Consider the following 20,057-nt stretch of genomic DNA (forward strand, 5'->3'; position numbering starts at 1 on the left):
CAATGATCGGTTTATCTTTGACACGGGGGTACCGTTTGATAGCAGTACTATTGGCATTGATACCATTACTGACTTTGCCTCGGGTCAAGATTACCTGGTGCTGGATCGGACGACATTTACCCAATTGGGCACAACGGTCAGTTTTGCCGCCGTAGGCACGGAGGCAGACGCTGCCACCAGTGCGGCTCTGATCACCTACATCACCGCAACAGGAAGTTTGTACTACAATCAGAATGGAAGCAATACAGGGTTTGGTCTGGGTGGACAATTCGCAGATCTGAGCGATGGATTAGGTCTGACAACCACAGATTTCTCGATCAATCCCTAGGTCAATCCCCCCTTGATTCAGGCTGGAAACTTAATTTCTGCGCTGTTCTCAAGATCTGCCCTGCCAGGATCGCCGCCCCAAAGCCATTATCAATATTCACCACCCCGATGCCAGCGGCGCAGGAATTGAGCATGGTCAACAACGGAGCCAGTCCTCCAAAACTCGCCCCATAGCCAATACTGGTGGGCACCGCAATCACAGGAGAATCGACTAAGCCAGCCACCACACTGGGGAGTGCCCCCTCCATTCCCGCTACCACAATTAACACATCCATTTGGGCGATCGCCTGCCGATAACTGAGGAGTCGGTGAATCCCTGCAACCCCCACATCCCAGAGGCGCATGACGCGAAACCCACACAATTCTGCTGTCACGGCTGCTTCTTCGGCTACGGATAGGTCAGCAGTACCAGCAGACAAGAGGCCAATCGTACCAGGATACTGGGGTTGTAAGTTCACAGGGGCGATCGCACTAATCCGGGCTGCCTGGTAATAGTGGAGTCCCGGCACTCGATACTGGAGTTGGGCATAGACCTGCGGTTCAATTCGAGTTGCCATGACCACAGAACTATGCAGCCGCATGGTAGCCATGATTTGAGCAATTTGCTCCACGGTCTTACCCGGCCCCCAGATCACCTCTGGAAACCCAGTCCGCAGGGCGCGATGATGATCGAGATGGGCAAACCCTCCATCCACAGGCTCAAAATCAAAGTATCTCAGCTTGTCTAGAGCGATATCAGGGCTAACAGCTCCCTGGGCAACTGCTTGTAGGAGCGATCGCAACTGTTCAGGTTGGCTGACCATGGTCGCATCAATCGAGAGGAGCTATTTTATCCTAGTGAAAATTATGTCCTAGTTTATCGATCTGCCGGTAAACCCGATCGCTTCCTGAAGTCAAGTGACACCCTGGAAGGTGAAGAAGTGGTTTTTGACTTTACACTGTCTGTAGCAGATTTGTTTCAAGATACCTTCAAAGAAGGTCGCGTTCTCTATGCAGCCGATCACGCAAAAGAGGCGGGTTGGCAGCCGTTTTGTTGACTTCAGTCAGCAAAGGGGTAACAGATGGTTTAGAATAACTCCTCGAATTCTTGACGGTTCCCCCTGGAGTTGAGGAGACAATATGGTGTCAGTGAAATCCCTTCTACCCAGCGTGCTGAGCGTGTTGCTGCTCAGTGCGCCAGCAAAAGCCGCAACTCTTTCTTCCTGGCACTTTGACCCGACTCAGAATCTCTTGGACATCATCACCGATGAAAATGTCCAACCCCAAGCCCAGCTGGTGGCAAACCCAACCCGTTTGGTAATCGATTTACCGGGGATTGAACTCGGGCATCCCAGGGTGAACTATCCCGTGGGAACCCTGATCAAAGCCATCCGGGTGGGACAATTTAATGCTGGTACCACTCGCCTGGTGATTGAACTGGCTCCCGGTTACACCCTCGACCCCAACCAGGTAAAGTTTCGGGGCAGATCCCCCACCCACTGGTCGGTGCAGTTACCGATGCCTCAGCCCTTGCCCGATGGGTTCCGATCTGACGCTCAGCCCCCTGATATTGCCCTTACCACGCCGCCGCCCCTGCGATCGCCCTTACCTGCTGTGGCTCCCACTCCGACTCCTGACCCTACCCTGGCAAGAGTGATTCAGCTGGGTTCACCGATGTCAGATTTACAGCCCCAGGTGCAGGCTGTGATTCAACGCTACCAGTCCCTCAAAGCAGGGATGTATTTTGTGGATTTGCAGACTGGCAATTACCTCGACATTCAGGGCGATCGCGTCTTTCCGGCTGCCAGCACTATCAAACTGCCGATTCTGATTGCCTTCTTTCAGGATGTGGATGCTGGGAAGGTCAGCCTCCATGAAACCCTGGTAATGCGACGGGATTTGATCGCATCTGGCTCCGGCGATATGCAAGATATGCCCGTGGGCAGCAAGTTCAGTGCCCTGGAAACCGTCAATAAGATGATTACCATCAGCGACAATACGGCCACCAACCTGATCATCGATCGCCTGGGTGGGATTGAGCGGCTGAACCAACGATTTCGCAGTTGGGGCCTACAGGACACCGTGATGCACAACTGGTTAGGAGACTTCCAGGGAACCAATAAAACCAGTTCCAAAGATCTGGTGCGGTTATTAGCCTTGATGATCAATGGCCGACTGGTTTCCGATTCCAGCCAGGAACAAGTTTTGAGGATCTTACGACACACGACGGTCAAAACCCTATTGCCATCAGGATTGGGGCCGGGAGCGGTGATCGCAGACAAAACCGGAGATATTGGGTTTCTGGTGGGAGATGCGGGGGTAATTGATATGCCCAATGGTAGACGCTACCTGGCGGGAATTTTTGTTCTCCGTCCCTACAATGACCCAATTGTTAGACGCTTTGTGCGTGAAATTTCCCATCTGGTTTATGCCTATTTAGAGTGACATCCTCCCAGTATCACTTCCTGGCTTTCTTGATTGTCCCCCTCCGGGATCTCCACCCTTGCCGACATGGAGTTACCCCATGCCCCCCGGAGCAGTGGCAATTGTTTAATCGGAATTAAAAAGTCGATTCAGTTGCATTCGAAACCAATCCAATAGATTTAAGTTGACATTGTTAGTATCCATAAGTCCCATGCCGCGCAACCATTGCTGTTGCTCGGTAATAAATTCCAAACTCTTCACAGACTCCTGGGCCACAACTTCAGCAAAATCAGGATGTTCTCGCAATAATTTCTCGAAATTTTTCTCGGGAATCACAAATAAAACGGTGTTTTCGAGGGTGCTGATAGTGGTGACAAATGGCAGTTTCATGGTTAGAGAAATATTGCCAAAGAATTGATTCGTCCTCAAGGTGTCTACCAGTTTATCCACTCGCACAATTCGGAGTTCTACGGAGCCAGACAAAATAATATAAAAAGCGTGACTGAGTTCCCCCTCCTTGCAAATGATCTCAGCGGCAGCAAACATCTGCCGATAACCCAGTCCCACTAACCGCTGTAGCTCTAGTTCCGTATAGCTTTGAAAATAAGGGACCTGCCGCAATAAATCTCTTAAATAAATGGCCGGTGAGGGTTCACTGATCAGCGGTAGATCTGCTGGCGCTGCTGGCTCTGCCACTGAGGGGGTGCCTGGGAATTTCTGGATTGCCAGTGCCTCTAGATTCCGCAGCCATAGTTCTTGTTGAGGGAAGGGAATCTTAATACCACGCTTGCGAAAATTATATTCAATGGCAAAATTTAAGGCACTTTTAATGAAGACACTTTGATCAACCCGACTCACCCACACCCATAACTCAAAATTCAAGGCGCTATCACCAAAACCTGTAAAGAGAACTTTAGGGGGTGGGTCATGGAGGGCAGCAGGATGACTATAGGCAATACTCAGGAGCGTCTCAGTTACCAGTACCGGATCACTATCGAAGGAAACCCCAATCGGGATGGGAATGCAGCCCGTGTAGCTGCTATAACTCCAGTTAAGAATACGATTCGAGGTCAAATTACTATTGGGAATTACCACATCGCTACCGTACAAAGTGCGAATGACGGTGGAGCGCATGGAGATTTCCTGGATGTAGCCAGCTAGATTATCTAATTCAATGTAATCCCCAACTTTTAATTTACGTTCCAGTAATAATGTCAATCCACTGAGTAAGTTTTTAGCAATATCCTGCAACCCGAAACCAATGCCAACCCCCAACCCACCAGCCACCAAGGTTAAAGAAGCAAGTTGAAAACCACTGATCTCAACCACCGCAATAAACCCCAAGGCTCCCAGGGCATAACTTGTTAAGGTGGAGATCACTTCCCGGTTACTTTCGTCAATGCCAAGACTGACCAGCAAATGGTGTTTGAGCGATCGCTTCAGCAGCCCGACCAAAAAGATCACTCCCAACAGTGCCATTAAAAAACTGAATAATCCCCAACAGTGAGATGGCATTGCCACCGATTTGTACCAGGGGTGCCGTGAATAGCCGCAGGAGCAGGGTGAAAAGATCTTGTAATGACTGGTTCATACACTGAGTGCTAAAGTGCTATGCATCCAAGCTTGTTGCATTCATTTTGAGGTAATTCAGGTGGCAGATCGGGCGGTTGTTAAATTCTCTTCCGAAGACTGTGGAATTTGCCACAAGATGTCCTTTTATGACCAGAAAGTCGCCGCAGAATTGGGTCTAGGATTTATCGATGTCAAGATGCAAGATACTGCCACCTATCGGCAGTATCGCAAAATTCTCCTCACCCAGTACCCGAATAAATCGGAGATGGGCTGGCCGACCTATCTGGTTTGTGTTCATCCCGATGGTGCATTTCAAATTTTGGGGGAGGTCAAGGGAGGTCATCCCAAAGGAGAGTTCCGCAGCCGTCTCCAGGCAATTCTCGATAGTTGCGCCCCCTAGGAAGGGTGCAATTCTCCCCCATGACGATCAACCCCTGCACAGCCAAAACCAGACCCATCATGGCTACAGTCGGGATGTCGAGATGCATCTGTCCTGTAAGCTGCACCTGCAATATCTGACCCGACCCTTTCAATCTCTGGACTCCCCGTACCCTAACCTAGCGCTTCTCAGTTGCCAGGGATTGTGTAATTATGAGGGTCAATAGGATTAGTGACCAGAGGACTGCATGGATTTTGCAGAAGTGAAGGCGATCGCTGATCGTGTTCTAGGTGACAACAAAGTAACCAAAAAAGAGTGGGCTGAACTTGATGCTGCCATTGATGCCGATGGCATCTTTTCGGAAGCTGAGTTGCAACTTATACAAGACATCCTCAAAATGTACAGCCGGGGTGAGATCGAGTTTGAGGATGACTGACAGCCGATCAGGTTTGGGGGCTAACGAGATTAGTCCTCCACAGCTGCAACAATGTATCTGAAAACCCTGCATCTCCGGCAATTTCGTAATTATCTCGATCAACAGGTGGACTTCAGTGCTCCCAAAACCATTCTAGTGGGGGCCAATGCCCAGGGGAAATCCAACCTCCTCGAAGCAGTGGAGTTACTGGCAACCCTGCGATCGCACCGGGTCAGTCGCGATCGCGATCTGGTTCAGGAGGGAGCTACCACCGCCCAAATCACCGCCGTATTAGAACGAGAGCCGGGTTGTATTGATCTGGCCTTACGCCTGCGCAGCAGTGGCCGTCGCACCATTTCCCTCAATCAGCAAACCCTTGGTCGCCACTTAGATTTCTTAGGCACCCTGAATGCGGTGCAGTTTTCCTGTTTGGATCTGGAACTAGTCAGGGGCAGCCCCGAACGTCGCCGCACCTGGTTAGATATGCTCTTGGTGCAGTTGGAGCCGATCTATGCCCACATTTTGCAGCAATATAACCAAATTCTGCGGCAGCGGAATGCCCTGCTCAAAGGCTTACTCGCAACCTCTGCCTCCTCGGACTTCCCCCCTGACACCCCCTCAGAATTGGGTTTTTGGGATGCCCAACTGGCAACCGCAGGGGCGCGGGTGATCCGCCGTCGCGCCCGGGTGATTGAACGGTTAGCCCCCCTTGCCCACACCTGGCACCAGCAGATCAGTGGCAGCACTGAAACCCTGGAGGTACGCTATCTGCCCAATGTTGGACAAGAAGATGACGATCCAGAATCGGTACAACAGGCATTTTTGGCGAAGCTACAACAGCGGGCGATCGCGGAACAGCATCAAGGCATCACCCTCGTAGGGCCTCACCGCGATGAAGTGGAGTTGATCATCAACCAGACCCCAGCCCGTCAGTATGGTTCTCAGGGGCAACAACGCACCCTGGTCCTGGCTCTGAAACTTGCAGAACTCAATTTGATTGAAGCCATCGTTGGGGAAACACCCCTCCTATTGCTGGATGACGTGCTGGCAGAACTCGACCCCCACCGCCAAAACCAACTGCTGAGCACGATTCAAGATCGATTTCAAACCCTGATCACGACGACCCATCTGAGTTCCTTCGACAACGGATGGCTGGACTCATCACAAATTCTCACCGTCCAGGCCGGACAAATCCACAGCTAGTGGTCTGGTAAGATTTTTTTGTGGGGTAAGAATTCTGGGAAAATTACCCCCTGACAACGCTGCTTGATCCCTCAACTCAAGGTTGACAGCGTCCCAGGGACAGGCTATTGCAGTTGCTGCAACCCAGTGCGAATGGTTTCGATGCGTTGACGGTTTACCCCCAAGTCAGACTTCCCCAGCCTTGAGGCAGACCGTACCTGAATCACCTTAGTGGACTCCTCCAGATAAAATTCTACGTCATCGACAAAACCCATCAGGGCACTGGTAAATTCTACATACAGATAATTGCGAGTGACGGTAACAATCCGGTTTCTCGGAAGAGATTGCACCACCTGCTTCAAGTGCGCCATCGCTTGCTCCGGGGTTGACCGATAACCGAGGGGAGCAATGGCGTGGGCTGCATCCTGAGCCTGACTTGAGACACAGTTGGGGGAATTGGGACAGGGCGCTAGCTTGCCATTTTTGATGCCTAAGTTCGTCGGTCGCTTACCCGCAAAAATCATGGCTGTTCCTCAGTGTCATGACGATCGATGCTGTTGCAAGAGTATATCAGGCTGTATTGCCATCGTCTCACCCAGGAGACTGAAAGCAGGAACTGACTGCACCTCATTAGCAGCCGTTGGGGGAAACACCTGCAAATTCTCCAACCCAGATCACAAAGGTTTGACAACAGTCGCTAAAATGAGGATGAAAACGCCAGTGTTCCAGATTACTTTATCCTGATAGTTTTGTGCTTTTGAGAACATTTTTCTTGCCATCCCTGACCCGAGGATCAATCTGTTCGTTCTGATCCCCCTTGTTCCAGGGTCAGCAGTGAGAAAAGTCCTCAACCTCCATACAGACGATGCCCCAATTTCATCGATTCCAGGACGGCTCTCTTGCCCTAGTCCCCAGATATAAGCTAAATTCTCAGGTTAAATTCCTTAGTCTGCCAAAATCCACGGTAGTTGGTATCTCGCCTGAAGCATTCAGCTTGCTAGGCACGGCATTTTTTAACTCCCAATGCTGCTCCCGCCCTCGATTCGATGTCAAAGTTCTGGAACGTCCTTAATGGAGAGAAAGCCCATCCTGTCTGAAGTCTACCTGGAAAGTTAATTGGTCAGTTTCGCACCACGGATGGATCAAGTCCTTGAAGAGTTGTCTGCTCAGGAGAAGTAACCCATGCTACACCGCAAGATCTATCAACTCCACTCTGAGGGTCGTGAGGTTAACCTTTTCTTGCGGGATCAGCAGCGCTGGATTTATGGAGCGCGTGTCATCGATGTGGAGGGAGATCTCGTCACCCTCCGCTATGAAGAAACGGATGAAGAGGAAACCTGTTCCTATGAAGAAATGGTTCGCCTCGAAAGTATTGGTGCGGTGAGCAAAAAGCTGGCCTCTGTCCCTCGGATTGCTTTCGATATCCCGGTTTCGGATGATTGTCCGGAAGCCGAGCAGCTTCACAATCGCTATCCCGATCCCAATTTAGATGTTTACGGGGGGATCGCTGACCATGGGGCTGCTATGACGCTGCCTCGGGAGAGTCGCTGGCAGGTTCATAGGTGAGGCAGTAGCCCTCCGGGGCTACCTTCAAGCTATACAACGGTGAACTAGGGTTCCAGCATTGCTGCCCCCGGTGGTGGCGACAGTTGCTGCAAGCTTGTCGTTGGTTAACATGAAGGTTGCTCCCCTGACTGAGTAAGTCCCGTTGGGAGACTCCCCTTAACACTAATTCCTCCCCCTGCCAGCGAGCTGCGATCAAACCAGTCTCAGAAAAAACGATGCCAGCGGGAATCCGTAGTAATGGTGCTGGGTAAGTTAATTGTCACTAGGGTTTCAACTTCCATGAGTTCCCCCTCATAGTTGGTTTCGGGAGCAGCGGGATGGTGGAATGTTTCTCCGATGGGAAGTTCTACCAGGGTGCCCACAGCGGGAGAGTGCAGATGGTAGCGGTTATAAAGCTCATCCAAACTAGTGAGGTCGGCCAAGTAGTTCGGGGTGCCGTGGACAAAAACTACATGCTGGGGCCGCAGATTGTGAATTAACTGGGTAGTACCAGCGCCATCACAATGTTCGGCCAAGACATAGGTCTCCACCTGGGTAGTGGCTGCCAGGATGCCTGCGGCTAGGTCTTCTCTAGAGGTAGGGTGGGCAGAGAGTTGGGGAAGTAATACCAGCCAGCGTCGGTGATCTGCCCAATGCTCAGCCTCATCATTGGCCGTCCAAGGTAGGGTGGCATCGGTGAGGATAATGTAAGGGGACTCCCCCAGGGAAGACAGGGAGGCATCGGCGGGGCGTCGGCGCACCCGCGGTCGAATCCGCTGATCCCAGAACAGCGGCTGATGGCTGGCAAAGTTTTGCACATTGGCGGGCAAATGGGGCAGGATTTGCAGATAGGCATCACAACCCGCTGCGACGGAGGGGTCTACCCAAATATCCAGATCTCGTCCGGTAAATAAATGATGGCTGCGCAGAATCATCAAGATTTCCTGTCCCAACCCCAAGGTAGGCACGGGTAACATTACGCACCGCTGGTTCACGATCGCCCGACTGATCCGTTCCGCCAGTTGATTTTCCTGTTGTCGGCGATGGGGAAACCGGGCTGTGCCGTAGCTGCCTTCCAGAATTAAGACATCGGGGCGTAACCCTCGCAGTTCTTCCAGGGGCAGTCCTTCGACCAATCGGGAGTTGGATAGAAAAAAGTCCCCAGTGTACATCAGAGAGTAGGAGTGGGGATCGCTGGCGAAGCGTTCTGCTGGCGAGTAGGTGAGCAGAAACACAGCGGCTCCCGGTAAATGCCCCGCAGGCACGAGAAAGGCGCTCAGGCCATCTCGAAATTCCACTGGCGATCGCCACGGCAGGGCATGGCAAAATGGGGGACTCACTGGCAAGGAGATCCCCGGCCAGTTCATTGGCAACAGTTGGGTGGTGACCTCACTGGCATAAATGGGGATTTGGGGACAGGCTTGATGGAGCGATCGCAGCCCTCTGGCATGATCAGGATGGGCATGGCTACACCAGACGAAGTCAATCTTCGAGAAACTTTCCTGTAACGGCGACAGATCCCCCAAACCGCAATCTAACAGAATGTGGTACGGACCCATTCTCACCAGCAAGCAGACTCCTGCGTCTGCGTAGCCGATACCATAGGGCAAACATTCCAACTCAATCACAGGAGTCCTCTGTTCCGTTCGCGTTCTTTTGATGCTACCAAGTTCCATGAACAGTCTGATGGGGCGTTCACCGATCTACAAGGCTCCGTATCTGGAAAATTTGCCAAGTTGATTTCCGAAACAGTATCCTGCTTAAGGCGATACATTGTAGAAGCAAAAGTTTCGTTAACGGCGGTACCGACTCTATCTATGCTGACCTTCCGTTACCTCTGCGTTTTAGGTGTGAGTAGCTTGATGGCTCTGAATCTGGTTGAAGCGGGTTTTTCCCAGGAACCGCCTGCTGCAACCCCAGCCCCGACTCCGACACCTGTCCCTCAGCCAGCAACTTCAGCCTCCAGTTCTGACTTGGCTCCGGCTTATCTGAATCCCAGCCCTAATCCCTTGGTGTTACCGACCCAACCCCAGCAGGTCGGGATTCAAGCTATTCAGCCGATTACTTTGCAGCAGGCTCAAGAGTTAGCCCTCCGCAATAATCTTCAGCTTCAGATTGCCGTGAAAAATCTGGAGCGCAGTCGCGCCGCCCTTCGTCAAGCAAAAGCCGCCCTCTTCCCGACGCTTTCTGCGCAAGCGGGCTTTCAACGGCAGGAAACTTTTGTCCTATCCGCTCCGCCCCAATCGACCTCCTCTAGCTCAGGGCTGGATAGCTTGTTCTCCCAATTAGGACTCAACAGCAGTAGCAATAGCAGCAGTGGCAGTAGCGGGAGCAGTGGTGGAAGCCGCAGCAGCCTCAGTGATGTCCTCTCGGCAACCGTGACCCTGAGTTACGATATTTACACCTCTGGGCAGCGCTCCGCCAATATCCGGGCAGCGGTGGGTCAGGTGCGATCGCAGGAGTTGCTGGTGGAGACTCAATTAGAGCAACTCCGACTGGATGTTTCTGATGCCTATTACAGCGTCCAGGACGCCGATGAGCAGGTGCGGATTAATCGAGCCGCTGTGATCAACTCCCAACAAAGTTTGCAAGATACGCAAGCCTTGGAGCGGGCTGGATTGGGAACTCGCTTCGATGTGTTGCAAGCCCAGGTGCAGCTTTCCAACTCCGTACAAAATTTAACCACCTCCCTGAATCAGCAGCGGATTACCCGTTGGAAAATGGTGCAAATCCTCAACCTCTCACAAACCGTTGATATATCGGCCGCCGATCCCGTGGCGATCGCCGGTACTTGGGAATTATCCCTGGAGGACAGTATTGTTCTCGCCTTCAAAAACCGGGCGGAGCTGGAACAACAACTGGTGCAGCGAGATATCAATGAGCAACAGCGACGGGCCGCATTGGCTGTTCTGGGGCCTCAGTTATCCCTCTCCGCTCAATACGGTGTGAATAACAATTTCAGCCCGAATCCCAATCTGGCCGATAACAATTATGCAACCAACTATTATCAAGTGGGGACTTTTGTGCAATGGCAGGCCTTTGATGGCGGTGCTGCCCGTGCCCAAGCGGCTCAATATGAGAAAGGGATTGAGATTGCCGAAGCCAACTTTGCCGTCACCCGCGACGAGATCAGGTTTAACGTTCAGAGTGCCTACTCAACCCTGCGGTCAAACTTTGAAAATATCCAGACTGCAACCCTAGCGGTGCAGCAAGCCCAGGAGGCACTGCGGTTAGCCAGACTTCGCTTCCAGGCTGGGGTGGGCACCCAGACGGATGTGATTAACTCAGAAACGGCTCTGACCACTGCCCAAGGGAACCAGGTACGAGCAGTTATTGGCTATAACCGTTCCCTGGCCCAATTGCAGCGATATATCAGCAACTTACCCCTGAAGAATAATGTGGCGGTGGCAACGCCTGCCTCACCTGTCCTGAAACCCACCCAGACTCCCTAGTTCTCCCCAGACTAGGATAGACTCCGATCCTGGAGAGCGGCCTCAGTGATCAGATCGCCACTACAGAGGCGATCAATCACTTGTTCGGCTGAAATTAAGCGTTTTAAAACTACCTGACCAATGGTTTGCGAGGTATCGGTGGGTCTGGCCGCTGCCGATGGCTTCACTTCTACCATCAGGATTGCATCCTCGACCCGGTACAACCACAGGGTTTCACCCTGCTCCACAATATATAGGGTGAGCTTTTCTAACTCTGGCTTGCGTCGCCAGATATGTTCGCTCCACAGGCCTCCCTCTTCCCACACCCTGCCAATTTCCCAGTCATTGGCGAGAAAAAAACTATTTCACAGCGTTATAACGTCATCGCATTGATTGAGCATGGTTTCAGATCCTCTCCGGTTCGCAGAATTGCCAAGCCGTTGCCTAGTGTCTGTCAGCAGGTCTCTGAACCCATTTAAGCATGGTCGTCTCGCCCCTGACACAGCAGCCTAAGTCAAGAACTGCTCATACTTGGGAGGGTTGGATCAGGGTTGCGGACTCAGGGGGTAATAAGATAGACCATAGCCCTGAGAGTTGCCAGTCCTTGGTATCGCTTTGTCGTCGAGAAATTGCTGTTATGACCTCCCTGATTCGCTTCCTGATGTGCCCCCCCCGATCACTACGATGTCGATTATGTGATCAACCCCTGGATGGAGGGCAATATTCACAAGTCCTCCCGCGATCGTGCCGTCGAACAGTGGCAGCAACTCTACCGGATCTTGCAACGCTACGCTGCTGTGGATCTGGCAACACCCCAACGAGGGTGGCCGGATATGGTTTTCACTGCCAATGCTGGCCTGGTATTAGGCAAGACGGTGGTTCTGAGTCGGTTTTTCCATAAAGAGCGCCAAGGGGAAGAACCCGTTTTTCCAGCAGTGGTTTGCTCAACAGGGATTCACCGTCTACGAACTGCCCAAGGATCTGCCCTTTGAAGGGGCGGGAGATGCCTTGCTAGACCGGGAAAGCCGTTGGTTGTGGGCAGGGTATGGTTTTCGCTCAGAACTGGACTCCCATCCCTATCTGGCAAAATGGCTCGACATTGAAGTCCTGTCGCTGCGGCTGATTGATGAGCGCTTCTATCATCTGGATACGTGCTTTTGTCCCCTGAGTGGCGGCTACCTGCTCTACTATCCACCGGCCTTTGATGCATACTCCAATCGCCTGATTGAGATGCGGGTTCCAGCTGCCAAACGGATTGCCATCGGTGAAGCAGATGCCGTCAATTTTGCCTGTAATGCCGTCAACATTGAGCAGATCGTGGTGCTCAATACCGCCAGTGATGAACTGAAGCAGCGATTGGCAGCCCTGGCCTTTACGGTGGTAGAAACCCCACTGACGGAGTTCTTGAAGGCCGGGGGGGCAGCCAAGTGTCTCACCCTTCGAGTCACAGAGTCCATAACGGTGGAAACCCATGCCAGTGCAGCGATCGCCACGCGAACCATTCAAATGCAGGGGCATCTGTTGGATACCGGCCTGATCAACCAGGCTCTGGATCTGATTGTGGATCGGGGGGGGGAGCTTTCAGGTATTGAACTTCCAGTTGGGAGAACAGCGCCAGAGTACCTCAGCGGCAGAGGTCAAGGTGACCGCGCCTTCCCACGATGTCATGGAATCTTTGATGACCCAGTTGATCGATCTGGGTGCTGTGGTGCCGCCCCAAGAGATCCGGGATGCCGAGTTAGAAGTTGTGACCCTGGCGGGGGTGGCTCCCGATGATTTCTATGTGACGACCATTTATCCCACCGAGGTGCGGGTGCAGGGACAATGGATTCCGGTTCAAAATCAGCGCATGGATGGGGCGATCGCCCTCACCCAAACCCCTAAAGGTCTGGTGGCTCGGTGTCAGCTACTGCGCGACCTCGCCGTTGAGGAGCAGGTGGTCGTGGGGGTGGAAGGCATTCGCACGATTCGGAAGCCAGAAATTCGAGAGCAACGGGGTCACCAGGAATTCAGCTTCATGGGCGCTGGGGTTTCCAGTGAACGTCGGGTGGAATTAGTGGTGGAGCAGATTGCCTGGGAACTCCGGCACATCCGTGATCAGGGGGGTAAAGTCGTCGTCACAGCTGGACCGGTGGTGATCCATACCGGGGGGGGGTAGCATCTGGGGCGACTGATCCGGGAAGGTTATGTCCAGGCTCTGTTGGGGGGCAATGCGATCGCGGTTCATGATATTGAACAAGCGCTGATGGGGACATCCCTAGGGGTGGATATGCAACGAGGCGTTCCGGTGCGGGGCGGCCACCGCCACCACTTGAAGGTGATTAACACCATTCGCCGCTGTGGCAGCATTGCTCAGGCAGTCGAGCAAGGGGTACTGTCCCATGGCGTTCTTTATGAATGTGTTCGCAACGGGGTTCCCTTTGCCCTCGCAGGCTCAATTCGGGATGACGGGCCCCTCCCAGATACCCAGATGGACTTGATCCAAGCCCAAACCGATTATGCCCGACTCCTAGAAGGAGCTGATCTAATTCTGATGCTCTCCTCAATGCTGCACTCGATTGGGGTGGGAAATATGACCCCTTCGGGGGTGAAGATGGTGTGTGTGGACATCAACCCTGCCGTGGTCACCAAACTCAGCGATCGCGGCTCTGTGGAATCCATTGGCGTGGTCACGGATGTGGGGCTGTTCTTAAGCCTGCTGTTGCAACAGCTAGAACGGCTGACCAATCCTTACGGGGTTGCCCAGACCGTTTAAGAGGATGTTTTAAAAGGGTAGGCTTTAGCCTCAAATACAACTCAGAGGCGCGATCGCAAACCCTGGAACCCTGATTCTCTCGTATTAGCTTCTAGGTAGCTAGGGTGGTGAAACACACCCTGAAAGACTTTTAAAACATCCTCTAAGGCTGAAACTAAAAGTTCCCCCAATTCAGCCATCTTGCAGGTGGCAATTGGGGGAACTGAACCCGAAAAAACTAAACCTATTCAGTGACAATTGTCACTTCTTGGGGAGCACCGCTTGTTTGAACCTTACCGGAGCGTTCGATTTTAGCCTCGGCTACGAGGTCTTGCAAGGATTCTCCGGCTTCAGCGAGAAATACCTGAGTTTTCTCAACTGCATCCATACCCCAGGCAATGCCGTTCTTTGCTGCCGTACGGGCATTTTCCTGAAGCTTGTCCAGGATTTCCGTAGGTTGTCCTGACGATGACAATGCATGGGCAGCACCTAACACCGGAGCCAGTGCCAGGGAGCCAATGCCGATCGCCAGGGCTGTCAATGGTTCTGCACCAAGCAATAGAGCTTCCAGTTCCATGTCAACTCACCGTTTACAACGCCCCCATCATAGCCTAATCCTGAAGTTGTGCGGGCAATTTGGGCGATTTAGGCAGGGAATTTACGGGCTTCTTTGGAGAGGGTAACCAGGGTGTAATGGGCATCGGCGGCATCTTGAAGCACATGATCAAATTGAATCCGTAGGGAGACCGTGCCTGCGGGTACTTGAGCCACCAGATCCATGCCTTCTGGGTCTAGGGCAACTAACTTGGCCGTTGTCAGATTCTGGGGGCCACCAAAGGCTTTGACATAGAGCACTAGATCCTCGCTGTGGTCTGCATTCATGTGATCACAGATACGTTGGCAAATGGCAGCAGTTAAGGGTTCAGACATCAGTAAAAGTGGGGTAGATGGGTAAGGATGGCTGCGGGGAAGTTCCCGGCTAAGCGCTAACTCAGACGTATGGTGCATTCTAAGATCAATTGCTGGTTTTCAAGGGAATAGGGCTGGATCAGCAGTGCCTCACGAAATGACTGAATGGCGGCTCGGTAATCCCCGATGGCGGCGTAGCAGAGTCCCAGTCCATGTAAGGCTCCAAAGTGAATCGGGTTGAGGCGGACTACCTCCATACAGTCGGCGATCGCCCGTTGGTACTGACCTTTGAGGTAATAAATCACTGCCCGCCGGTTCCAGGCTTCTGCAAAATCAGGCATATTCCGAATCAATTGGGTCAGCAGTGCCTCTGCTTGGAGATCTTCGTCCGCTTCTAAAAGTTGCTGCGCTAGTTGCAACTGTTTCAAGCCGACCAACCCCTTTTGCTCAAACCACAGTTTCCATAGGGCTTCAGTGGCACGGGCACGCACCACCCCACTGGTGTTGTTTAAGTCTGCTAGGAGTGCATCGGTTGATGGATCCATCTTCATCTACCCAGCTATACGCTCATTGAGGGATGGCTCTACATTTACATAGCCAGCATACAAAAAAGCGGCAGCAATTGAACCCTGACAGCCGTGAATTGCTCCTGCCGTTCTCCATCAATGAGCATCTGGGCGAGGTGAACCTTGAGCCCCCGTCTGATGGTCTAAGGATTGTAAACCTCACCATTTCTACACATCACCCCCAGAAATAGATCTGGGGGTTTTCTTGGCATCATGGGGTAGCCGATATTCACTTTAAGTTCCATCCCCGACCTGGGGTACACTTTCCCACCCCGGTGTCCCAATCTTGAGTCTGCAACCCATCTCCAGGTTCAAATTTCCGCAGATTGATGAGTCACCGGGGTGAGATGATGTGCCAATGCGATTTTGTGGCGATAGCTATAATGGTCTTCTCAGCCAACTTGTTGAGTAAAAGTCATTACGGGAAATTCCCAGTCAGTTGATGATCTTAACCACAACCGCTGTGCTTCCAGGAGCCGAAGTCGAAGCTTACCTGGGTATTGTCACCGCTGAAGTCGTCTATGGCAGTAATGCCATCCGGGATTTTTTCGCTGGCATTCGCGACATCATTGGGGGTCGGACTGGCAGCTACGAGCGATTGTTTGAACAGGGACAACGGGAGGCGATCGCCGAACTAGAGCGTCGGGGGCAACGCCTAGGGGCAACAGCAGTGATTGGCATCTCCCTGACTACAGGCACGATCAACCTGGATGCAACCGGAGTGCTATTGCTGATTACAGCTACTGGAACTGCGATTAAACTCAAACCCTAAGCCTCAGCACTGAACCAATGACAGATCAGCGATCCGGGCGTAGCCCTTCCACAAAGGGAACCTCAAAGCACTTGGTGTGCATCACAGGGCCATGGCCGAAGTAGCCATCTTCCCCAAACAGCTCGCCATGATCCGCCGTAATAATAAAGTGGGTATTGCTGGGAGCTTTATCGAACAGTTCTCCGATCAAACCATCCACATATTCCACACATTTAATCTGCTGTTGGCGCAGTCGTTCCATTTCTGCTTGATTAAAAAACTCATCCTTTGACTGCTGTTGGGTGAGCATAAACTCATCCATCTCCTTAATAATCCCATGCACCCCTGAGATGCGGGGCATGTCATCGCCATTCAGCATGTAGGGGTAGTGGGTTTCCCCAAGATTGAGAAAGTAAAAGTGGGGCTCATCCTCTGGAAATTCTATTTCTGCCACCATGGAGGCAAAGTCATTGTGGTGGGGCATAAGGCTGTAGTCATCAAAAAACTTGCTGATGCTAGTCGCCGGATTCAAGACGGGCATGGAAACCCGACCAATGGTCGTGTAACCCTGATCCCCCAAAACCTTGGGCAGCGACAGTTGGGGCAGAAAGGTTTTGAACGATAAATCAGGAACGTCCAGTCGATCAACCCACTTGGCAAATTCCTGCTTGTAAACTTCTGAGGCAAACACCCCTTGGGGGCTGAGGTGAGGTACCAACCCCATCAGCATCACGTAGTGGGACGGAGATGTCCAGGAGGCGTAGCTATAGCGACGTTCTACCAGACCTAACCGATCCATATTGGGGGTAGCGGCTGCTTGGAGGCTGTCGTAGCGACAGCTGTCCATGATGATATAGACAAAATGATTCGCCATGCTCGGTAGAAAATCGATAGGGTTCAATTCAGATCTAGGATGGGAAACAGGGGACAACACCAGGATTCTACCCAAGTATCCAGTCGCCAACTGCCCATAGCCACCCGTTGTCAGGCAATCGGTGCGGCAGGCTCGAGTTCCTGCTGCAACCATTCGCAGTCAACTGGATGTCATAATTGATGGCTTGATTATGGCATTGGTGGTGGAGAAAGTACCACGGTCAGCTGCGGCTGACGCAAACCAGACCAGGGAGAGGAGGAGACACCATGAACTTACAATCCTTAGTCATCAAAATCCGGAAACCCGAGCAATTCGTTAACCGCTCGCTGGTTGTACTCAGAACAATGTTGATCATACTGGGGGCGATCGCCGTCGGAGCCCTCCCCGGACGTACCTTTAATCCGAAGGATCTTCAGCGCTTGCAAAGCAGCAAAACCTGCCCTGACTGCGATCTACGGCAGGTGATTCTGGTGGGTTCGGATCTAAGTCGGGCTAACCTCACTGGCTCAAATTTAGCCGACGCCACCATCACCCGGGTCAATCTTGAGGCCGCCAACCTCAGTCGGGTGAATCTCAATGGAGCTAACTTGACAGAATCAAATTTACGGGAGGCCAATCTCAATGACGCTAATTTGGAGGAAGCCAACCTCAGCGGTGCCAACCTGCGGCGAGCCAAGTTAAACGGGGCAAAACTAGAGAGTGCCTTCTACGACGACCAGACCAGTTTCCCGGATGGCTTTAACCCCGATCGCGCTGGGATGCAGCGACTCCGATAGTGGGGACTCAACTCAGGCACAGGCGAGGATTTCCCCAGTCTCTGCTTAGACATTTACCTTGGCTGAAGGCTCTCCCCCAATTTCTCGGGGCTGTTCGAGGGTGTCCGTTTTGAACTCAAGGCAGTAACCGGCACCATAGACGGTTTTAATGAAGCGAGGGTGGCGGGGATCAGGTTCGAGCTTGGTTCGCAGGTGACGAATATGGACACGGATGGTTTCAATGTCATCATCAGGATCGTAGCCCCAGACCTCTTTAAGAATCTCACTGGGAGAAACGGTTTGCCCATGACGCTGTAATAGGCAGTGCAGCAGCTCAAACTCCAAGTGGGTGAGCTTGATCGTCCGCTCAAACCAGATGGCTTCAAACCGCTCTGGGACAAGGGTGAGGGGGCCATAACTGAGGATTTCACTATGCTTGGCAGCCTGGGGAATGCGATCGGCTCGGCGGAGCAACGCCCGTACCCGTGCCAGCATTTCTTCTAACTCAAAGGGCTTGGTGAGATAGTCATCAGCCCCGGCATTAAAGCCCTCAACTTTATTTTGGGTCTGCCCTAGCGCAGTCAGCATTAGGACTGGAATATCCGCCGTGCGCTCATCCCGACGTAATCGCTGACAAATGGTAAACCCATCGACCTTCGGTAGCATCAGATCCAGCATGATTAAATCGGGCTGAATTTGCAGCGCCAGAGCTTGGCCTCTAATGCCATCGGGAGCTTGACTCACTTCATAACCAGCCATTTCTAGGTTGATCGCCACCAACTCGGAAATTGCCGGGTCATCATCGATAATTAGAATTCGTGGCATCATTAACAAGTTTTAATTATTAAGCGTTGCGTAGCTAAATCAATTGCTTTGTTGAATCTTGAAGATCCATGTACAGATTATAAGCAGGGATTCTAAATTCTTTGTGAATATTGCTCGACGATCCCCCGGATTATCTCAACTATCTGTGAAATATGACGATTGGAACACTCGTGCTACCGACACTGCTCCTACTGGCATTACTGGGGGTTGTCAACTATGACCAGATTCTGCGGCGATCGCGACTGCAAATTCCCCAATTGCAGCCTCTGCCCCAACCCCTACCGACCATTCCGAGGGTGGCGGTGATCATTCCGGTCTACAACGAGGCGGAAAATCTCCGCGATTGCCTCTCCAGCATCCTCCAGAGTACCTCACTCTCCACTATGCACCTGAATGTCTGGGTGGTGGATGACCAGTCCACCGATGGCACCGGGGCGATCGCCCAACAGCTGCAACAGGAGTGGGCCGATCCCCGATTGCATCTGCTTCCCGGCCAACCCCGACCAACGGATACTCTCTGGATGGGGAAAAACTGGGCCTGTGCCCAGGGAGCTGCCCAAGCCCGTGGGGAATACCTGTTGTTCCTGGATGCGGATGTACGGCTCCAAACCGGTGCCATTGAAGCGGCAGTCCTACAGGCCGACCAAAACCACGTCGATCTACTCTCCTGTGGGCCTCAGGTGCTCTGTGGCTGTCTTGCGGAGTGGCTGGTACAACCGCTGCTGTTCAACCAGCTGCTGATTGGCCTCGACTGGCTCGCGATTAATACCCCAAATCCTGCGGTCGTTTTTGCGGCGGGGCCGTTTATGCTGTTTCGTCGGTCTGCCTACGAGGAGATTGGAGGCCATCGGGGGGTGGCCGATCAGGTGGTGGAAGATGTGGAACTTGCCCGCCGGATCAAGCAGGCAGGGCTGCAATTTCAACTCATGCTCGCCCCCGCCTTGGTGACGGTACGGATGTATCGCTCCTGGGCAGCACTGTGGGAAGGATGGACGAAGAATCTTTATCTGGGGGCGCAGCGACAACTATCCGCCATGGTGACGCTGATTTTGATCATGGCGGTCATCTATGTATTGCCCTGGATTGGCCTGGGGGCGATCGCCCTCAAAATGGCCCTCACCCACTCCCTTGTCTGGATCGATGGTGTTAGCCTCGCCTTGCTCCTAGCGGCGATCGCGGGGCAGTACGATCTGCGACGGTTAGGAGCCGAAATCACCCAGGGGTCAAGCCGCTACTGGTGGCTGACGGGTCTGGGAGGACTGTTGGTCGCCGCGATTGCCCTAGGATCGGTGATTAAGACCGAAACAGGGTGGGGATGGACGTGGCGAGGCCGACCGTTGCAATTACCCCAGGGATAACCTCACGATCAGCCCGTGGTGACTTCTGACC

At 52.7% G+C, this 20,057-nt stretch carries 20 protein-coding genes and 4 pseudogenes; 12 read left to right on the plus strand and 12 right to left on the minus strand.

Annotated elements, in window-relative coordinates; all coding sequences use genetic code 11:
• Positions 1 to 328, plus strand: a pseudogene (locus tag DO97_RS24525) (M10 family metallopeptidase C-terminal domain-containing protein); the annotation flags it as partial.
• A 1-nt stretch (position 329) separates the two neighbouring features.
• Here DO97_RS24525 and larB read toward each other — a convergent pair.
• Positions 330 to 1,130 carry a nickel pincer cofactor biosynthesis protein LarB gene (gene larB / locus DO97_RS18885; RefSeq protein WP_036536490.1) on the minus strand — a complete coding sequence of 267 codons (801 nt, stop codon included), beginning with the start codon at positions 1,128 to 1,130 and terminating at the stop codon, positions 330 to 332.
• Here larB and DO97_RS24170 point away from each other — a divergent pair.
• Together DO97_RS24170 and DO97_RS18890 are read left to right on the plus strand one after the other, a co-directional pair.
• Positions 1,119 to 1,364 carry a hypothetical protein gene (locus DO97_RS24170; protein WP_156120673.1) on the plus strand — a complete coding sequence of 82 codons (246 nt, stop codon included), beginning with the start codon at positions 1,119 to 1,121 and terminating at the stop codon, positions 1,362 to 1,364. The two genes, larB and DO97_RS24170, sit on opposite strands and share 12 nt — an antisense overlap.
• Before the next feature lie 82 nt (positions 1,365 to 1,446).
• Positions 1,447 to 2,751, plus strand: a complete 1,305-nt coding sequence (locus DO97_RS18890) for a serine hydrolase (protein WP_193365093.1) — start codon at positions 1,447 to 1,449, stop codon at positions 2,749 to 2,751.
• Positions 2,752 to 2,856: 105 nt separating this feature from the next.
• Here the strand turns inward: DO97_RS18890 and DO97_RS18895 are convergent, their stop codons facing one another.
• Entirely contained in the window at positions 2,857 to 4,185 is a 1,329-nt protein-coding gene (locus tag DO97_RS18895) for a mechanosensitive ion channel domain-containing protein (RefSeq protein ID WP_162183033.1), read from the minus strand.
• Positions 4,127 to 4,321: a hypothetical protein gene (locus DO97_RS24530; RefSeq protein ID WP_052128966.1), complete on the minus strand. Its 195-nt coding sequence runs from the start codon at positions 4,319 to 4,321 to the stop codon at positions 4,127 to 4,129. The genes DO97_RS18895 and DO97_RS24530 overlap by 59 nt, the downstream gene beginning before the upstream one ends.
• A gap of 117 nt (positions 4,322 to 4,438) precedes the next feature.
• On the opposite strand from DO97_RS24530, the gene DO97_RS18900 reads away from it, so the two are divergent.
• The 3 genes from DO97_RS18900 to recF all read left to right on the plus strand — a co-directional run bounded on the left by DO97_RS18900 (position 4,439) and on the right by recF (position 6,299).
• On the plus strand, positions 4,439 to 4,702 hold the full coding sequence (locus DO97_RS18900; protein WP_052128967.1) for a hypothetical protein: 264 nt from the start codon (positions 4,439 to 4,441) through the stop codon (positions 4,700 to 4,702).
• Between the two features lie 226 nt (positions 4,703 to 4,928).
• The gene (locus DO97_RS18905; protein ID WP_036536493.1) at positions 4,929 to 5,117 is read left to right on the plus strand and encodes a hypothetical protein; all 189 of its coding nucleotides are present in this window, start codon (positions 4,929 to 4,931) and stop codon (positions 5,115 to 5,117) included.
• Between the two features lie 51 nt (positions 5,118 to 5,168).
• Positions 5,169 to 6,299, plus strand: a complete 1,131-nt coding sequence (gene recF / locus DO97_RS18910) for a DNA replication/repair protein RecF (RefSeq protein WP_036536495.1) — start codon at positions 5,169 to 5,171, stop codon at positions 6,297 to 6,299.
• Positions 6,300 to 6,403: 104 nt separating this feature from the next.
• Here the strand turns inward: recF and DO97_RS18915 are convergent, their stop codons facing one another.
• The gene (locus tag DO97_RS18915) at positions 6,404 to 6,802 is read right to left on the minus strand and encodes a DUF1499 domain-containing protein (protein WP_036536496.1); all 399 of its coding nucleotides are present in this window, start codon (positions 6,800 to 6,802) and stop codon (positions 6,404 to 6,406) included.
• Between the two features lie 658 nt (positions 6,803 to 7,460).
• On the opposite strand from DO97_RS18915, the pseudogene DO97_RS18920 reads away from it, so the two are divergent.
• A pseudogene (locus DO97_RS18920) lies at positions 7,461 to 7,763 on the plus strand (DUF6679 family protein); the annotation flags it as partial.
• Between the two features lie 37 nt (positions 7,764 to 7,800).
• Here DO97_RS18920 and DO97_RS18925 read toward each other — a convergent pair.
• Positions 7,801 to 9,499 (minus strand): annotated as a pseudogene (locus DO97_RS18925) (MBL fold metallo-hydrolase).
• A gap of 186 nt (positions 9,500 to 9,685) precedes the next feature.
• Here DO97_RS18925 and DO97_RS18930 point away from each other — a divergent pair.
• Entirely contained in the window at positions 9,686 to 11,275 is a 1,590-nt protein-coding gene (locus tag DO97_RS18930) for a TolC family protein (RefSeq protein WP_204368759.1), read from the plus strand.
• A gap of 11 nt (positions 11,276 to 11,286) precedes the next feature.
• Here DO97_RS18930 and DO97_RS18935 read toward each other — a convergent pair whose 3' ends face one another.
• Positions 11,287 to 11,580, minus strand: a complete 294-nt coding sequence (locus DO97_RS18935) for a hypothetical protein (protein ID WP_239651883.1) — start codon at positions 11,578 to 11,580, stop codon at positions 11,287 to 11,289.
• Positions 11,581 to 11,891: 311 nt separating this feature from the next.
• Here DO97_RS18935 and argZ point away from each other — a divergent pair.
• Positions 11,892 to 14,009: pseudogene (gene argZ, locus DO97_RS18940) on the plus strand (bifunctional arginine dihydrolase/ornithine cyclodeaminase).
• A 41-nt stretch (positions 14,010 to 14,050) separates the two neighbouring features.
• Here argZ and DO97_RS24535 read toward each other — a convergent pair.
• The 4 genes from DO97_RS24535 to DO97_RS18955 all read right to left on the minus strand — a co-directional run bounded on the left by DO97_RS24535 (position 14,051) and on the right by DO97_RS18955 (position 15,448).
• Positions 14,051 to 14,188, minus strand: a complete 138-nt coding sequence (locus DO97_RS24535) for a hypothetical protein (RefSeq protein WP_162183034.1) — start codon at positions 14,186 to 14,188, stop codon at positions 14,051 to 14,053.
• A gap of 44 nt (positions 14,189 to 14,232) precedes the next feature.
• Complete coding sequence (locus tag DO97_RS18945) at positions 14,233 to 14,565, minus strand: DUF5132 domain-containing protein (RefSeq protein ID WP_036536498.1); 333 nt, start codon at positions 14,563 to 14,565, stop codon at positions 14,233 to 14,235.
• A 68-nt stretch (positions 14,566 to 14,633) separates the two neighbouring features.
• Entirely contained in the window at positions 14,634 to 14,918 is a 285-nt protein-coding gene (locus DO97_RS18950; RefSeq protein ID WP_036536500.1) for a DUF2470 domain-containing protein, read from the minus strand.
• Between the two features lie 56 nt (positions 14,919 to 14,974).
• Complete coding sequence (locus DO97_RS18955; RefSeq protein WP_476703529.1) at positions 14,975 to 15,448, minus strand: tetratricopeptide repeat protein; 474 nt, start codon at positions 15,446 to 15,448, stop codon at positions 14,975 to 14,977.
• Positions 15,449 to 15,905: 457 nt separating this feature from the next.
• Between DO97_RS18955 and DO97_RS18960 the strand changes: the two genes are divergently transcribed.
• A complete protein-coding gene (locus tag DO97_RS18960) occupies positions 15,906 to 16,235 on the plus strand; it encodes a YbjQ family protein (protein ID WP_036536504.1) in 330 nt (109 codons plus the stop codon).
• 25 nt (positions 16,236 to 16,260) lie between these two features.
• On the opposite strand, the gene DO97_RS18965 is transcribed toward DO97_RS18960, so the two are convergent.
• On the minus strand, positions 16,261 to 17,088 hold the full coding sequence (locus tag DO97_RS18965) for a sulfatase-like hydrolase/transferase (protein ID WP_036536527.1): 828 nt from the start codon (positions 17,086 to 17,088) through the stop codon (positions 16,261 to 16,263).
• Between the two features lie 266 nt (positions 17,089 to 17,354).
• Here DO97_RS18965 and DO97_RS21595 point away from each other — a divergent pair, with 266 nt between their 5' ends.
• Positions 17,355 to 17,864 carry a pentapeptide repeat-containing protein gene (locus DO97_RS21595; RefSeq protein ID WP_052128968.1) on the plus strand — a complete coding sequence of 170 codons (510 nt, stop codon included), beginning with the start codon at positions 17,355 to 17,357 and terminating at the stop codon, positions 17,862 to 17,864.
• A 45-nt stretch (positions 17,865 to 17,909) separates the two neighbouring features.
• Here DO97_RS21595 and DO97_RS18975 read toward each other — a convergent pair whose 3' ends face one another.
• On the minus strand, positions 17,910 to 18,668 hold the full coding sequence (locus tag DO97_RS18975; RefSeq protein ID WP_036536531.1) for a response regulator transcription factor: 759 nt from the start codon (positions 18,666 to 18,668) through the stop codon (positions 17,910 to 17,912).
• Between the two features lie 152 nt (positions 18,669 to 18,820).
• Here DO97_RS18975 and DO97_RS18980 point away from each other — a divergent pair, with 152 nt between their 5' ends.
• Positions 18,821 to 20,026 carry a glycosyltransferase family 2 protein gene (locus tag DO97_RS18980; protein ID WP_036536506.1) on the plus strand — a complete coding sequence of 402 codons (1,206 nt, stop codon included), beginning with the start codon at positions 18,821 to 18,823 and terminating at the stop codon, positions 20,024 to 20,026.
• The last annotated feature ends 31 nt before the right edge of the window (positions 20,027 to 20,057 follow it).

It is taken from the genome of Neosynechococcus sphagnicola sy1, assembly GCF_000775285.1.
In the GTDB taxonomy this organism is placed as follows: Bacteria; Cyanobacteriota; Cyanobacteriia; order Neosynechococcales; family Neosynechococcaceae; genus Neosynechococcus; species Neosynechococcus sphagnicola.